Raw genomic sequence first — 15,069 nt, forward strand, 5'->3', positions numbered from 1 at the left:
GTTTCGTCGGTTCCATTCATCTCGCCCCGCGTCTGTGTTCCGGTATACGGCAGCCACAGGATGACGGTCGTGCCTTGGTTCGGCCCGGACAACACTTCAACGTTGCCCCCGAGCGCTTCCAGCCGCTCGGACACGCTGAAAAGCCCAAGATGACCGGGTTCGGCTCCGCGGCGCATCGCATCGTCGTCCATACCCTTGCCGCGATCCTCCACGATCACCTGCACGCCGCCGTCCGGTTCCACCGCGAGCGTCACCTTTGCCTGATCGACACCGGAGTGCTTCAACACATTGAAGAGCAATTCGCGGACAGACTGAAACAGCGTCACACCCTGCTCTTCAGGCAAGGGCACCATCCGGCAATCCGAACGGAACTCGACGCGGAGCCCGTCTTTTTGAAATCGCTCACTGAGCCACTTCAGGGCCTCGGGCAATCCTTCGCCTTGCAAGGAAGGAGGGCTGAGTTCGGCGATCGTGGTCCTCGTGTAGCTCAACGCCTGCTGGAGAATGTCGTCCACATCCTGAATCACGGCTTCCCCGGCCGGCGAGAGCGCCGCCAGCTGTTTTTTGGCCCAAGTCATTTTCATTCGGCCGACCACGAGCATCTGCGCCAAGTAATCGTGCAGGTCGCGGGCCAACTTACTCCGTTCGCGCTGTTCCGCCATGCTGACTTGCGACGCCATTTCGCGAAGGCGATTCTGCGACAATACCAGCTCCTTTGTCCGTGCTTGAACGCGCGCTTCCAACTCATCTCTCCATCGGCGCAACTCCTTCTCGTGCCGTTTGCGCTCCGTGATGTCGCGCGCGACTTTGGAAGCGCCGATCACACGGCCTTGTCCATCGAAGATTGGAGAGATTGTGAGTGAGATGTCGAGTACGGCGCCGTCTTTGCGGAGGCGGACGGTCTCATAATGCTCGACGGATTCTCCGCGACGGATGCGTTGGAGAATCTCCCGCTCTTCGCCGAATCGTTCGGGCGGAATCAGCATGGTGACCGGCTTGCCGATGGTTTCTTCGGCCGCATAGCCGAACAGCCTCTCCGCGCCGCGGTTCCACGTTTTGATCAGGCCCTCGAGATCTTTGCTGACGATCGCGTCATCGGACGATTCGACGATGGCGGCCAGTCTGGCTTTCGCTTTTTCGGCTTCCAGACGCTCGCTGATATCGTTGTCGGTTTGAAGAATGGAAGCGGACATGCCCTGGGCATTGCGGTCCAACGCCCAGCGGGTGGCGACCGTGATGTGTGTGCCGTCTCGCCGCCGCTGAGTGATCTCGCCGGTCCAGCGATTGTGCAACCCGAGTTTTTCGACGATCTGCTCCAGCGGCTCGGAGAACTCCGTCTCCAGAAGTTCATACAGATTTTTCCCCAGCGCCTCATCGCCGCGCCATCCATAAATCTCCTCCGCTCCGTGGTTCCAGAAGGTAATGCGCTCATTCACATCGCGCACGATGATGGCGTCGTTGCTCAAATTCAGCAGTCGCGTCTGCTCGGCAAGCTGCTGCTCATGCCGCTTGCGCTCGGTGATGTCCAGCACCACCGCTACAACAGATTGCGGAGATCCGGCGGCATCGCGGACGGCGCTGACACTGTTGTTTACCCACACGATGGTCCCGTCTTTGCGGATGTAGCGTTTTTCGATGACGAAATCGGGGCCGTCGCGCAAAAGCTGCGCAAACGACTCCAGATTGCGCGGCAGGTCTTCCGGGTGCGTGATGTCCTGCATGCGCATCGTGAGCAGTTCTTCCCGGCTGTAGCCGGTGAGATCACAGTACCGTTGGTTGACGAGAACGAAGGCTCCCTTTGGATCGGTCTGCGCAACGCCGGCCGTGGCTTGGCTGACAATGGCTCGGAACTGTTCTTCACTTTCGCGCAGCGCCTCCTCCGCCTCCTTCCGTTCGGTAATGTCCATGACCGAGCCGATGTAACCAAGAAAGTCGCCTTGAAGGCCGAGGCGCGGGGCGCCCCAGTCGATGGCCCAGCGGTACGCTCCGTCATGTCGCTGCACGCGGTACTCCAAGCGAAAGGGCCGTTGTTCCGAGTTGGCGGCGCGAAAGATTGCCTCAGCGGATTCACGGTCCTCCGGATGAATCGCCTCCAGCCAGCCGAATCCAAGACCGCTCTCCGGTGTCTGTCCGGTGAAGTCGTACCATGACCGGCTTAAGAACGAGCAGGCACCGTCAGGCTCCGTTACCCGCACCATCACCGGCGAGTTGTCCGCCATGTGACGGAAGCGCGCTTCACTCTCGCGAACAGTTCGCTCATATTCCCGACGCACCCGCGCCATGTCGAGATGCGCTTGTACGCGCGCCAGCAATTCACGAGCGCTGAAGGGCTTGATAAGATAGTCGTCGGCGCTATGCTCCAAGCCTTCGATGCGGGCCTCTTCGCCGGCGCGCGCGGACAGCAAAATGACGGGCACGTTCCTCAGCGACGGATCGTTGCGCAGGTCCCGCAACAGTCCGAACCCATCGAGCCGAGGCATCATGATGTCACTCAGGATGAGATCGGGACGGCGCTCCTGCGCCGCGGCCAACGCCGCTTCACCGTCCGCGACGGCCTCGACGGCATAGCGTTCGGCCAGCAACCGCGCGATGTACTGCCGCATATCGGCGTTATCGTCGGCAAGCACGATTCTCGGACGATCGGTCTGTAAATTCTCCGTCGAAGGCGGCGAAGGAACGGGCGGCCGTTCCTCTCGCGGCGATTCTTCCATGGACGGCGATTGGTCGGGCAACCAGCGCAATGCCTCTTCCACGAAGGAGATGGCTCCCGTCACAGTGGACGCGCGGCTGCGAGCTGTCACAACTTTCTCGGCGGGCAGATGAGCGCTGCCCAAAGGAACCGTTACAATGAAGGCGGTGCCCTCTCCCGTTTTACTTTCGGCCCGCACGGCCCCCCCGTGAAGCTTAATCAATTCCTGGACCAGCGCCAGGCCGATTCCGCTGCCCTCATGGGTGCGGCCTTGTGAATTTTCGACCCGATAGAACCGCTCGAATAACCGAGGCATGGCTTCTTCTGGAACGCCGACACCGGTGTCTCGGATGACCAGTTCGGCGGTTTTCTCTCGCCGGCGGACCGTCACGGCTATCCGCCCGACGAACGTAAACTTGAAGGCGTTGGACAGCAGATTGAGAACGATCGTTTCCCACATCTCACGATCGACATAGACCGGTTCGGACAGCGGCGAACAGTCCACGACGAACCGCAAGCCCGCCAGCTCGATCGCGGATCGAAATGAACTCGCCAGCTCCGCGGTGAACGCGGCAAGATCCGTGGCCTCGTACCGGGCCTGCATGCGTCCGGCCTCGATGCGGGAAAAGTCGAGCAGACTGTTCACTAGTCTCAGCAAGCGCAAACCGTTGCGATTCACGATTGCCAATTGGCCTTTGGCAGCCGGAGTCAAATCCGTGTTGGAGAGCAGTTCCTCGACCGGGCTCAGCATCAACGTGAGCGGCGTGCGAAATTCATGGCTGACATTGGAGAAAAAGGCGGTCTTGGCGCGGTCCAATTCCGCCAAGCCTTCGGCGCGGCGCTTTTCCTCTTCATAGGCGCGAGCATTGGTCACGGCGGTCTCGACTTGTCTGCCGGCCAATTCGAAAAACCCCCGGTAGTGGTCGTCGAACGGACGGCGTGGACTGGCGCCCAAGACGATGAATCCGATGAGCTCACCCTGGCTGCCTTTCAGCGGCAGCACCATCGCCGTATGTGTGGGTTCGGGCCAATAGCCTCCGGGTAAGACGGCCTGCTCCCGCAGATTGTCCAGAACGATCGACATCCCATTCATCGTCTCTTGAGTAGGCCACAACGTGTTGGAGCGAGCCTCATCGGTTGTCATCGGCACCCGTTTAGACGCGATCGGATCGTCCGGCGCGATGCCGGCGGTGGAATAGAGTTCCGCATGCTTTCCATCGGACGTCGACAAGTAGATCAGAGCGAAGGCTACGTCGCGTGAATGCGATTCGAATGTCTGAGCGGCGGAACGACAGGCTTGAGACACGGACTGAGACCCTGCGGTGGCGGCGCTCAGCTGACGTAGGATCGTCAATCGGCGTTCCCCGATGACTCGGTCGGTATTCTCCGTGCAGGCGCACAGCACTCCGCCGACTGTTCCGTCGTCCTGTTGAACCGGGCTATAGGAGTAGGTAAAGAACGTCTCCTCCGGGTACCCGTTTCGTTCCATGGTCAGAAGCTGGTCTTCATTCCAGGAGGCCAGCTTGTCGCGAAGCACGGCTTCAGCCTGAGGGCCGAGCGTGTCCCAAATCTCCTGCCACACCACCGCTGCGGGTTGCCCAAGCGCCCAGGGGTGGCGGGCACCGTGAACAGGAATGTATGCATCGTTGTTGAATATGATGAGGTCAGGTCCCCACCATAAAAACATTTGATGGCGGGAATCGAGGACAATGCGTAGGGCAATCCTTAACGCGTGCGGCCACCGCTCCGGGGCACCAAGCGGTGTTTTGGACCAGTCCTTTGCTCTAATCAAGGCGCCCATCTCGCCGCCGCCGCTTAGAAAGTCGCCCTGATTGTGCATTCGCGCACCGGCCCGATCTTGGCTTATGCTTCCCGTCTGTTTTTTCACTTTACTTCCACTTCCTTCTTCAGCCCATCCTGGATCGTCCGATACAGGTCATCCACCGCCGCTTCTTTCGTCAACAGCACTGCCGCACCGGCTCGTTGCATCGCGGCGCCGTTGTCGTCTCCGGTGTTGACCGAGATCCCGATCACGAGGGTCTCCGGCCAGTTGGCCTTGATGCGCATCGTCGCCTCGATGCCGTTCATCTTCGGCATGTTGATGTCCATGACCACTACGTGAGGCCGCAGCTCTCCGGCGAGTCTCACGGCATCCGAGCCGTCCTGTGCTTCCCCGACCACCTGAATAGTATCGTACGCATCCAACACGGACCGCAGCCCTTGTCGAACCATGGCGTGGTCGTCCACCAGAAGAACGCGAGTGATCGCGTTCTTCCGGTGGAGCGCTGAGTGCTGAGCGCCGGGTGCCGAATCGGGCAAGTGCTGAGTGTTCGACTGCCCAGGCTCATGACTCAGCACTTTCGCCTCAGGACTACTTCCCAGCGGCAGTGTGAGCGTCGCCGTTGTCCCTTGCCCCTGTGAAGATTGAATATCGAACGAGCCTCCTAGCGACTCCATCCGTTCTCGGATGCTGAACAGACCGAACTTTGAGGAGATTCCGCCGCTAGGAGTCCCTGCTGCTGCTGCTGCAGGATCGAAGCCTTTCCCATTGTCGCGCACCTGTAGAATGAGAATTCCGTCACTATGGTCAAGTACCACTTCCGCTTCACCGGTGTCGGCATGTTTGCGACTATTCATCAGCAATTCGCGCACCGATTGAAATAACAATGTGGTGTGGGCTTCCGGCAAGGCCGGGACGCTCTCGTCCGGAACCTTGACTGTCACGGTCTGCCCCTGCTTGCTCATAGAGTCGGCCAGCCATTTTAATCCGGCTGCGAGTCCATGATCGCGCAGCACCGGGGGACTGAGTTCCGCTACGAGCGTTCGGGTATATGTTAGTGCGTCGGAAAAGACGAAGTCCGTTTCCTCGATTATTGTAGCCAACGCCGGCATCTCGGCCGCAAGCCGCTTGCCCTGCCCCATTTTTAGTTTTCCAAGCACCAGCGTCTGCTGCAAGTGGTCGTGCAATTCCGTCGCGAGCCGCTTGCGTTCCCGCTGCTCGGCCAGATTCAACTCTGCCGCCAAGGCACGAAGTTGATCTCGAGAGTACACAAGCTCTCTGGTGCGGTCGTCCACTAATTTTTCCAATTTGGCAGTTAAGGCTTGCAACCGGTCGTTGCTCTCGTACAGCCGGTTTTCCACCGTCTTGCGCTCAATGCCGACCGACAGAGTCCCGGCAATCGCCTGGGCCAAACTTGTTTCTTCTTCGCTCATAGAATGCGTTCGATCGAAATACACCATGAATTTTCCAAGCAGGCGCCCTCCGTACATCAACGGAATGAAACTCAATGCCTGGATGCCCTCCTGTCGAATCACTGCGGCCAATGAAGGTTCGATGTTCGATTCGGCGACATCGTCGATGTGGATCCGCCGAGGATCGCGCTCATCGGCCTTCCACGGGCTGTGCCCTTCCACGGTGCCGCGATAGGCATCGGACAAGGATCGCCAGGCTTGAAAGCGCATCACGCCGTCATCGTCAAAAAGAAGGATCGAGGCGCGGTCGGCATTCAGGGAAGTAATAATGACATCCAGAGCTTTCTCGTAAAGATGCGGCAGGGCCTCGGCGCGATTGACTGCATCCGACAATTCATACAAGAGGGATCGCTGACGGGCTCGAAGCGCCAGCTCGGCCTCATGCCGTTTGTGTTCGGTAATGTCGAGCACTGTACCCACGAGACGGACGGCTCGACCTTGTTCAAAGATGGCGCGGCCCGTTGCTCTGATCCACCGGATCGGGCCGCCCGTTCGAGGGATGACCCGGAATTCGGCATGGTATCGTCCAGGGCCGGCCGGATCGAGCGCTTGATCCACGGCCGCTTTTGTCGCTTCCTGATCTTCGCGATGCACACCTGTCCAGAACGTCTCATTTGAGATCGGTTCGTTCGCGCCCACGCCCCATAACTTCCGCACGCGGGTGTCCCATCGGATTGTTCCCCTCATGACATCGTGATCGTGAATGCCGAGGCTGGCGGCGTCTTGGGCCAAGCGCAATCGAATCTGATTTTCTCGTCGTTCCCGATCCGCATGACTTAAAAAGCGCGCGACGATCCAGAGGATGAGGCTGAATCCTCCTATGTTAAGGCCGACGACGACCATCAAGTCGAATGTGCGATTGAACCACCCGGCGGTTTCTCCGGCAAGGTGCAGCCATCCGATCGTGATCACCATCCCAAGCGTGAGTGGGACCATGCGGCGCAGCATGAGCCCTCCCGGCTCCCGAGAAGTAACGATGGCCATGATCCCACGATCCGGTCTCACGGAGAGAAGGGCTCCTCCAAGCATCAGAAAACATACGGCCGTAAGCAACGCCATCGAACCATACGACTTGAAGGTGTACAGGGACTGAGCGTGATAGAGATATCCGATGACGGCAAGCCCACTGATCCATACCGTGAGAAGCACGGCCGCTTCTGAAATCCGTTGAATCCCTCTCGTCTCGCTCGCAAACGTGATCACCGCCACGGCAAAGAGGACGAACGAAACCGCGGTGGATAGAGGCATCCGAGCGTCATGCGCCTCCGGCGCAATGTCGAAGGCATAACCGATCAACGTGCCCAATCCCATGAGGCCTGCCATGACGGCTGGAAGAGCCGACAGAATATGTCTGGACCGTCCGGTAGTCTCTGCTCCGGATCGGGCCGCGTTGAGCCACAGAACCGACGCCCCCGCGAAGATGAATCCGAATGCCGTCGTGATTTTCATTCCGGCAAATCCCGGCACAAGGCTGGTCACTGTCAGGATTCCAAAGGCCCACCCGATAAGGACGAGTGACGCGATGGCCACCGTTGTGAGAGACAGTGCTTGAGCCGCGATGTGGTACGAGAGGTATGGAAGGTTCGTGAATCGCATCGTTCAGTACACGACCCGGAGGCGCGGTATCGAAGGGATACGGGAGTACATCGATTGTAGAAGGGGGTCGATGGGAATGGAGAGCTGTAGAAAGTCCATGGCCGGCCCTGTGTCCCAACTGATGTGTTTTGCCAGGCTGCCGCTATGAAACCGGCAAGACGGACCATTCATCGCTGCGCGAAAGTACGTATCTTACGCTCTTCCTTTGTCACGGCACAATCGTCCGGCAATAAACTAGGGATTTCCCTGGTCATATAAAACCAGGAGCCCCTGGGGACAGTCCCAGTGCGTGATGACGCACAGTCCACGTATGGTTCGAAGTAACCGTATTACCAAAAGGAGGTGGCGATGAAGATGAAAATGCTGATGGCGGTCACTCTGGCTCTGGTTCCTTTTATGAGCTGTGCCATGATCGGTCATGCCGGTGAAACGAAGGCCAAGATGGAAGAGGTGAAGGGCGAGGTCAAGGGTGAGATGGAGGAGGCGAAGGGCGAGGCCAAGGCCTTGAAGGAGGAAGCCAAGGGCAATGATGTAAAAGCCGCCGGGGAGCGGGCAAAGGGCAACGTTAAAGGCGCGGCGGAAAAAGGAAAAGGAGAGGCAAAAGCACTAAAAGAAAATATGAAAGATTAATGGGCGTCGAGTCCCCCATTTCGAGGCTTCGCGTCCGAGAATTCAACAGGCATCGTTATTGAGCCATGGAAAGTAAACTGTGTGGAAGAGAGAGGACTCTATGCTGTTGAAATGGGCTGCCATCTTTTTTGTCATCGCGTTAATAGCCGCGGCGTTCGGCTTTACCGGCATCGCGGCCGGAGCTGCGAGCATCGCGAAGGTCTTGTTTTACTTGTTTCTCGGAATTTGTGTTGTGTTGCTGGTCGCGGGCATTATCGTGGGTCGGAAAGTATTTTCTTAGTCAACATATGTCCAAGGCTTCACCGGCCCTCCAGTACGAGACTGCCTGGCAATGACTCGGATGAGCGGCCTGCGACAGATGCCCAGCCTCGCAATTCGTGGCGATGGCCCCGCCACCTTTGCTGATCCGGTGTACTGGTTTGCCCATTGCTTCACGCACTTCGAAGATTCGCGGCCATGGAGAGACTCATATGGCATCTCAGTGGATGTTGCAAATCGGACTATACGCAGCGGGTGTCCTCATCGTAATCGGCGTGATGTTGGGCCTGCCGGCACTCCTGGGCGAGCGACATTGGAAAAAGCCTGAGCGCCGACGCGATATAGCGACCGGCGTCCCGTATGAATCCGGTATCCGTCCGACGGGCAGCGCGCGCATCCGCCTTCCCATCCAGTACTACCTCGTGGCGATGTTCTTCGTGATTTTCGACCTTGAGGCCGTCTTTCTCTATGCCTGGGCCGTAGCGGCAAAGGAGACCGGCTGGCTCGGCTTCATAGAGGCGGCGATCTTCACGATGATCTTACTTGCGGCGTTGGTCTATCTGTGGCGCGTCGGCGCGCTGGATTGGAGCGGGCAATTTCAGCGACCACCTCATCCTCCGCCTCCATCGCCTGCACATCCAGGAGCAGGGTGATGCGAGAGTGGCGTAACGGACGACTGGAGGGCGTTTCGATTCGAGACGGAGGGGATGGATCCCTGGCCACCGTGGTCGGGCAATCCGTGGTCCTTGCCAAACTGCAAGACCTGCTGGCTTGGGGCAGAAAAAATTCCCTATGGCCGCTGAACTTCGGCTTGTCCTGCTGCTACGTGGAAATGGCCACGAGCCTCACCAGCGTGTACGACATCGCCCGATTCGGCGCTGAAGTCGTGCGCGGTTCTCCCCGCCAAGCCGATGTGCTCGTGGTCTCAGGAACGGTATTCATCAAGGTCGCTCCTATCGTCAAGCAGTTGTACGAACAGATGATGGAGCCGCGGTGGGTGATTTCGATGGGATCCTGTTCCAATTCGGGCGGCATGTTCGATGCGTATTCGGTCGTGCAGGGTGTGGACAAAATCATCCCGGTCGACGTCTACATGCCGGGATGTCCGCCGCCGCCCCATGCATTCATGGAATGTCTGCTGCTGCTGCAAGACAAGGTCGGCAAAGAGCGCCGGCCTTTAAGTTGGTGGTTCGGCCCGCAGGAAGTGCAGAAGCCCATCATGCCCTCGATGCGGGATGCCAAACGGGAAGAACGGGTTCGACGCAGCGAATACCCGCCCGTGGATATCCTGCCCAGCACCGATCTGCTCTCGCCCCACTTTGCAGGACAACCGATCGATCGATCGACTTCCAAGCCATGAATCTACGATTACCGACTACGGAAGACGCTCACGTGCATGGTTCGGGCGTGGTGGAGGAACTCGGGAGCCGCTTCGGCTCAGACGGACTGCTGGCCTTTCAACCGACCAAAGATGACATTCCCACGGTGTGGGTCGACCGAAGCCGCTTGCGTGAAACACTCCGGTATGTGAGATCCGAGATTCCTCGTCCGTTTCCGATGCTCTTCGATTTGAGCGCAACAGATGAACGGCTGCGTCGGAACCATGACGGGCTGCCGATCGGCGCCTTTACCGTCTTTTATCGCCTCTTTTCGTTCGACCGAAATCAATCGCTCCGAATCAAAGTCCCTCTCCGCGATGAACCGCTCTCGCTGCCGTCCGTCATGGATCTTTGGCCAAACGCCGATTGGTACGAGCGCGAAGTGTATGACATGTTCGGCATCCGGTTCGACGGCCATCCGTTTCTCAGACGTATTCTCATGCCTCCCTGGTGGAACGGCCACCCGCTCCGGAAAGACCATCCCGCGCGCGGAACGGAAATGGGCCGGTTTCAACTGCCGCCCGAGAAACTCGCGATGACGCAGGAATCGCTGCGATTCGAGCCCGAGGATTGGGGATTGCGCCGCACCCATCATGACGCGGACTTCGACTATATGTTCATCAACCTCGGCCCGGCCCATACCGGCACGCACGGTGTCTTACGGCTCGTCACACAGCTCGCGGGCGAAGAAATCATCGACATCGTGCCGGATATCGGCTTTCACCACCGGGCCAAAGAGAAAATCGCCGAGCGGCAGACCTGGCATACGTTCATTCCCTATACCGACCGTGTCGACTACTTACAAGGCGCCCTCAACGAAATGCCTTACTGTCTCTCGGTCGAACGACTGGCCGGCATTACGGTCCCCGACCGGGCGCAAGTCATCCGTGTCATGATGTGCGAATTCTACCGCCTCGCCAGCCACCTGGTGTGGTACGGCACTTTCGCGCAGGACGTCGGCGCTCTCTCACCCGTCTTTTACATGTTCAACGATCGCGAGCGGATTCATGCGATCACGGAAGCGATCTGCGGCGGTCGCATGCACCCGAACTGGTTCCGTATCGGCGGCGTCTCCCAGGATCTTCCCGTCGGTTGGGACAAACTGGTCCGGCAGTTCGTGGACTACCTTCCCGGCCGTCTCGATGAATATGAACGTCTGGTAATGGACAATCCGATTTTCAAGCGACGGACCGTCGGCATCGGCGCCTTCACGCTCGAAGACGCCATGGCCTGGGGTGCCACCGGACCGATGTTGCGGGCCTGTGGACTTCCTTGGGATCTGCGCAAAGTTCGCCCCTACTCCGGCTACGATCAGTTCGACTTTGAAGTCCCGGTCGGTTCTCACGGGGATTGTTACGACCGGGCCGTGGTGCACGTGTTGGAGATGCGGCAGTCGTTGCGCATCATTCGCCAATGCCTGGAGCACATGCCTGCCGGCCCCTACAAAGCACTCGATTCTCTTGCCACGCCTCCCCTCAAGGAGCGCACCATGCAGGATATTGAAACGCTCATCCATCACTTCCTGGGAGTGAGTTGGGGGCCGGTGCTTCCGCCGGGCGAAGCGGAAGTCCCGACGGAATCGTCGAAGGGCCAGACCAGCTATTACGTGACCAGCGACGGGTCACCGGTTTCGTACCGGACGAGAATCCGCACCCCGTCGTTCGCGCACATACAGATGGTGCCGTTCATGGCACGCGGCGAACTCTTGTCCGATCTCCTTGCGATATTGGGGAGCGTGGACTTTGTGTTGTCGGATGTGGACCGGTGAAGAAGTGTCGAGTGCTCAGTGCTGAGTGCTGAGCACGACATAAGAGATGTTCTGTAACTCAGGACTGAGCACGTATGTTGTCGGACATCGAACGCCTCGAAATCGAGAAAGCCGTGAAGCACTACCCTGACAAACAAGCGGGTGCCATCGATGCCTTGCTGCTTTTACAGCGACGGCGAGGATGGATCTCGGATGAATCCCTCCTCGATATCGCGCAATTTCTCGGCATGACACGCGAGGATGTGGATGGTGTGGCGACCTTTTACAACCGTATCTTCCGGCAGCCCGTCGGCCGCCACGTCCTCTTCCTCTGCGACAGCATCAGTTGCTGGATCATGGGATGTGAACAGGTACGGAACCAACTGAGCAGCCGCTACGGTGTGGAGATGGGACAGACGACAGGCGATGACCGATTCACGATATTGCCGATCGCCTGCCTCGGACATTGCGAACGGGCGCCGGCAATCATGATCGATGACGATGTCTACGGGAATGTCACGCCGGACAAGATTGAACGCATCGTGGAGAAATATAAATAGACAGGTTGAGGTCGAGGTCAACCTTTAGCGAAATTCCTATTCTCTATCCTCAGCCTTAACCAGAGCCTGATTTCAATATGGAACGTCCTCTCACACAACACATCGCCCGGGACGGCCGGTATCGGGGTCTACAAGAATACGGCAAGACCGGCGGCTATCGCAGCCTCGCGCGCCTTGCCGATGGGCTGTCGCCTCAAGACATCCAGCGGCTGGTGACTGAATCGGGTCTGCGCGGGAGAGGCGGCGCCGGATTTCCAACGGGCAGCAAGTGGAGCTTCGTCCCGATGGGATCCGACGCGCCGAGGCCCAAATACATTGTGGCCAATGCCGATGAGATGGAACCGGGCACCTTCAAGGATCGTGTGCTCATGGAGGGCGACCCACACGGCCTGGTGGAGGGTATGATCCTCGCGGGCTATGCCATACAGGCGGAAATCGGTTTCATCTTTCTGCGCGGCGAGTATCGTCTATCCGCTCAGCGCTTAACGAACGCCATCTCCGAAGCCTATACGGAAGGGCATCTCGGAAGGACGCTTCATGGATCGGACTTTCGCTTCGACCTTCACCTCCATACCAGCGCGGGGCGGTACATCTGCGGAGAGGAAACGGCGTTGCTCAATGCCCTGGAAGGCAAACGCGCGATTCCTCGCGCAAAGCCTCCATATCCTCAGACGGCCGGTCTGTGGGGACAGCCCACCGTCGTTCAGAACGTCGAGACGATGTACAACCTTCCTCACATCGTCAACCATGGGGCTGCTTGGTATCACAATCTGAGTCGAAGCAAGGACGGCGGCACGAAACTCTACGGCATGAGCGGCCGCGTCGCGCATCCCGGGTGCTGGGAACTCCCTCTCGGGACGACGGCGCGCGAGCTGTTGGAACACTATGCCGGCGGCATGTCCAGCGGCTTTAGTTTTCGAGGGCTGCTCCCCGGAGGCGCGTCCACGGCCTTTTTGGTCCAGGAACATCTCGATCTTCCGATGGATTTCTCTTCGATTCCTCCGCAAGTAAGCCGTCTCGGGACCGGCACCATGATCGTGCTTGACGACCGTACCTGTCCCGTCGGATTCGTGCTCAATCTGGAACAGTTCTTTGCCCGCGAGTCCTGCGGCTGGTGCACGCCTTGCCGGGAAGGGCTGCCGTGGGTCGCGCGAATACTCGAATCATTCGAGGAAGGACGAGCCACCAACGATGATCTGACGTTGCTGGAGATGCATGCCGAATTTCTGGGTCCCGGCCGTACGTTCTGCGCCTTGGCGCCGGGCGCGGTCGAGCCCTTGAAATCCGCGTTGAAATACTTTCGAGACGACTTTGTGCGGCATATCCGCATGGGGCAATGCCCCTGGAACATAACGTTGAAGCGACACAAAATCCTGGTCTAGTCCGAGACGAGGAAACGGAGCCAGTGGCAACGATTGTCGTCGATAATCGATCCTATTCGGTGTCTGAGCGCCAGAATCTGCTCGCCGCTTGTCTTGGGGCCGGATTGAATGTGCCGTATTTCTGCTGGCACCCGGCCATGGGATCGGTCGGCGCTTGTCGCCAATGCGCGGTCAAACAGTTCAAGGACGAACAGGATGAACGTGGGCGTCTCGTCATGGCTTGCATGACACCGGCTGCCGACGGGACGCGCATTTCGGTCGAGGATCCCGAGGCCAAGGCCTTCCGAGCCTCCGTCATCGAATGGCTGATGGTGAACCATCCGCACGACTGCCCGGTCTGCGACGAAGGCGGTGAATGCCACCTCCAAGACATGACCGTCATGACGGGTCATGCCTACCGCCGTTACCGATTTCCCAAACGCACCTATCGCAACCAATATCTCGGCCCTTTCATCAAGCACGAGATGAACCGCTGCATCCAATGTTACCGCTGCGTGCGATTCTATCGGGACTATGCCGGCGGACACGATCTCAACGTATTCGGTTCGCGCGATGCCCTCTATTTCGGCCGAGAACGGGATGGAGCGTTGGAGAACGAATTCAGCGGCAACCTCGTCGAGGTCTGCCCGACCGGCGTATTCACCGACAACACGCTGTTCCAGCACTACACGAGGAAATGGGACCTGCAATCGGCCCAATCGATCTGCCCCCATTGCAGCTTGGGGTGCAATACCACACCTGGAGAGCGCTACGGTATTTTGCGCCGAGTGGTCAACCGTTACAATTCTCATGTCAACGGATACTTCATCTGTGACCGTGGCCGGTTCGGATACGACTATGTCAACAGCGACGGCAGAATCAAGCGAGCGCTGGTACGGGCGACGCGCGACCGTATCAGTCCGGCAAGACCTGAGGGAGTGCCTGAAGTTCTTGCCGCCGCCGCCGACCGTTTACGACGAGCACGCGGGGTTATCGGGATCGGCTCCCCCCGCGCATCGTTGGAAGCCAATGAAGCCCTTCGTTCGCTCGTCGGCCCCGACCGGTTTTTCCTCGGCATCGGCGACCTTGAGCACCGGCTCCTCTCGACGATCCTGACCATCCTGCGAACCGGTCCGGTGCCGTCCGCTTCCATACAGGAAGCGGAAGAGTCGGACGCCGTCCTCGTGCTCGGCGAAGACCTGTTGAACAGCGCGCCACGTTTGGCGCTCGCCCTCCTGCAAGCGGTTCGGCAACAGCCGATGAAGCGAGCGGATGAACTGAAGATACCCCGGTGGGATGATGCCGCGGTGCGCAATGTCGTGCAAGGTAGACGAGGGCCGCTATTCTTGACCGGCTTTCGACGTACCTGGTTCCACGATTATGCGACGGACAATTATTTCGCCGCACCGGACGATATCGCTCGACTGGGGTTCTCCATCGCTCAGTCGATCGATGGAACCGCTCCGTCTATCCCGGACCTCTCGAAGGAAGAAGGCGAGAGGGCTCATCGCATCGCGGAAGCCTTACGGCTGGCCGAACGGCCGTTGATAATTGCCGGCACAGGAAGCGGTTCGGACTCCACGATCGAAGCCGCCGC

At 58.8% G+C, this 15,069-nt stretch carries 10 protein-coding genes; 8 read left to right on the forward strand and 2 right to left on the reverse strand.

The window, feature by feature from the left end; genetic code table 11:
* Positions 1-4,577: PAS domain S-box protein (locus ACOSYY_RS07055; RefSeq protein WP_421661561.1), on the reverse strand; the 4,577-nt coding region annotated here is incomplete at its 3' end.
* A complete protein-coding gene (locus tag ACOSYY_RS07060; RefSeq protein WP_421661562.1) occupies positions 4,574-7,537 on the reverse strand; it encodes a response regulator in 2,964 nt (987 codons plus the stop codon). The genes ACOSYY_RS07055 and ACOSYY_RS07060, both read right to left, overlap by 4 nt.
* Before the next feature lie 354 nt (positions 7,538-7,891).
* Here ACOSYY_RS07060 and ACOSYY_RS07065 point away from each other — a divergent pair, with 354 nt between their 5' ends.
* From ACOSYY_RS07065 to nuoG, 8 genes are all read left to right on the forward strand, one after another.
* Positions 7,892-8,167: a hypothetical protein gene (locus ACOSYY_RS07065; RefSeq protein ID WP_421661563.1), complete on the forward strand. Its 276-nt coding sequence runs from the start codon at positions 7,892-7,894 to the stop codon at positions 8,165-8,167.
* 100 nt (positions 8,168-8,267) lie between these two features.
* On the forward strand, positions 8,268-8,447 hold the full coding sequence (locus ACOSYY_RS07070) for a DUF1328 domain-containing protein (protein WP_526023299.1): 180 nt from the start codon (positions 8,268-8,270) through the stop codon (positions 8,445-8,447).
* A 190-nt stretch (positions 8,448-8,637) separates the two neighbouring features.
* On the forward strand, positions 8,638-9,078 hold the full coding sequence (locus tag ACOSYY_RS07075; protein WP_421661564.1) for an NADH-quinone oxidoreductase subunit A: 441 nt from the start codon (positions 8,638-8,640) through the stop codon (positions 9,076-9,078).
* Positions 9,078-9,785: an NADH-quinone oxidoreductase subunit B gene (locus ACOSYY_RS07080; RefSeq protein ID WP_526023300.1), complete on the forward strand. Its 708-nt coding sequence runs from the start codon at positions 9,078-9,080 to the stop codon at positions 9,783-9,785. Before ACOSYY_RS07075 ends, ACOSYY_RS07080 begins: the two co-directional genes overlap by 1 nt.
* The gene (gene nuoC / locus ACOSYY_RS07085; RefSeq protein WP_421661565.1) at positions 9,782-11,572 is read left to right on the forward strand and encodes an NADH-quinone oxidoreductase subunit C/D; all 1,791 of its coding nucleotides are present in this window, start codon (positions 9,782-9,784) and stop codon (positions 11,570-11,572) included. The genes ACOSYY_RS07080 and nuoC overlap by 4 nt, the downstream gene beginning before the upstream one ends.
* A gap of 74 nt (positions 11,573-11,646) precedes the next feature.
* Positions 11,647-12,111: an NADH-quinone oxidoreductase subunit NuoE gene (gene nuoE / locus ACOSYY_RS07090; RefSeq protein WP_421661566.1), complete on the forward strand. Its 465-nt coding sequence runs from the start codon at positions 11,647-11,649 to the stop codon at positions 12,109-12,111.
* 77 nt (positions 12,112-12,188) lie between these two features.
* Positions 12,189-13,493, forward strand: coding sequence for an NADH-quinone oxidoreductase subunit NuoF (gene nuoF, locus ACOSYY_RS07095; RefSeq protein ID WP_421661567.1), 1,305 nt, complete (start codon positions 12,189-12,191; stop codon positions 13,491-13,493).
* 23 nt (positions 13,494-13,516) lie between these two features.
* A partial coding sequence (nuoG, locus tag ACOSYY_RS07100) for an NADH-quinone oxidoreductase subunit NuoG (protein ID WP_421661568.1) occupies positions 13,517-15,069 on the forward strand: 1,553 nt, incomplete at its 3' end.

It is taken from the genome of Nitrospira sp. BLG_2, from assembly GCF_049222245.1.

What these genes read in the sequence shown, in the direction of transcription:
- ACOSYY_RS07060 (WP_421661562.1), bottom strand. Translation starts at nt 7,537, where the DNA reads ATGCGATTCACGAACCTTCCATACCTCTCGTACCACATCGCGGCTCAA.
- ACOSYY_RS07065 (WP_421661563.1), top strand. Translation starts at nt 7,892, where the DNA reads ATGAAAATGCTGATGGCGGTCACTCTGGCTCTGGTTCCTTTTATGAGC.
- ACOSYY_RS07070 (WP_526023299.1), top strand. Translation starts at nt 8,268, where the DNA reads ATGCTGTTGAAATGGGCTGCCATCTTTTTTGTCATCGCGTTAATAGCC.
- ACOSYY_RS07075 (WP_421661564.1), top strand. Translation starts at nt 8,638, where the DNA reads ATGGCATCTCAGTGGATGTTGCAAATCGGACTATACGCAGCGGGTGTC.
- ACOSYY_RS07080 (WP_526023300.1), top strand. Translation starts at nt 9,078, where the DNA reads ATGCGAGAGTGGCGTAACGGACGACTGGAGGGCGTTTCGATTCGAGAC.
- nuoC (WP_421661565.1), top strand. Translation starts at nt 9,782, where the DNA reads ATGAATCTACGATTACCGACTACGGAAGACGCTCACGTGCATGGTTCG.
- nuoE (WP_421661566.1), top strand. Translation starts at nt 11,647, where the DNA reads ATGTTGTCGGACATCGAACGCCTCGAAATCGAGAAAGCCGTGAAGCAC.
- nuoF (WP_421661567.1), top strand. Translation starts at nt 12,189, where the DNA reads ATGGAACGTCCTCTCACACAACACATCGCCCGGGACGGCCGGTATCGG.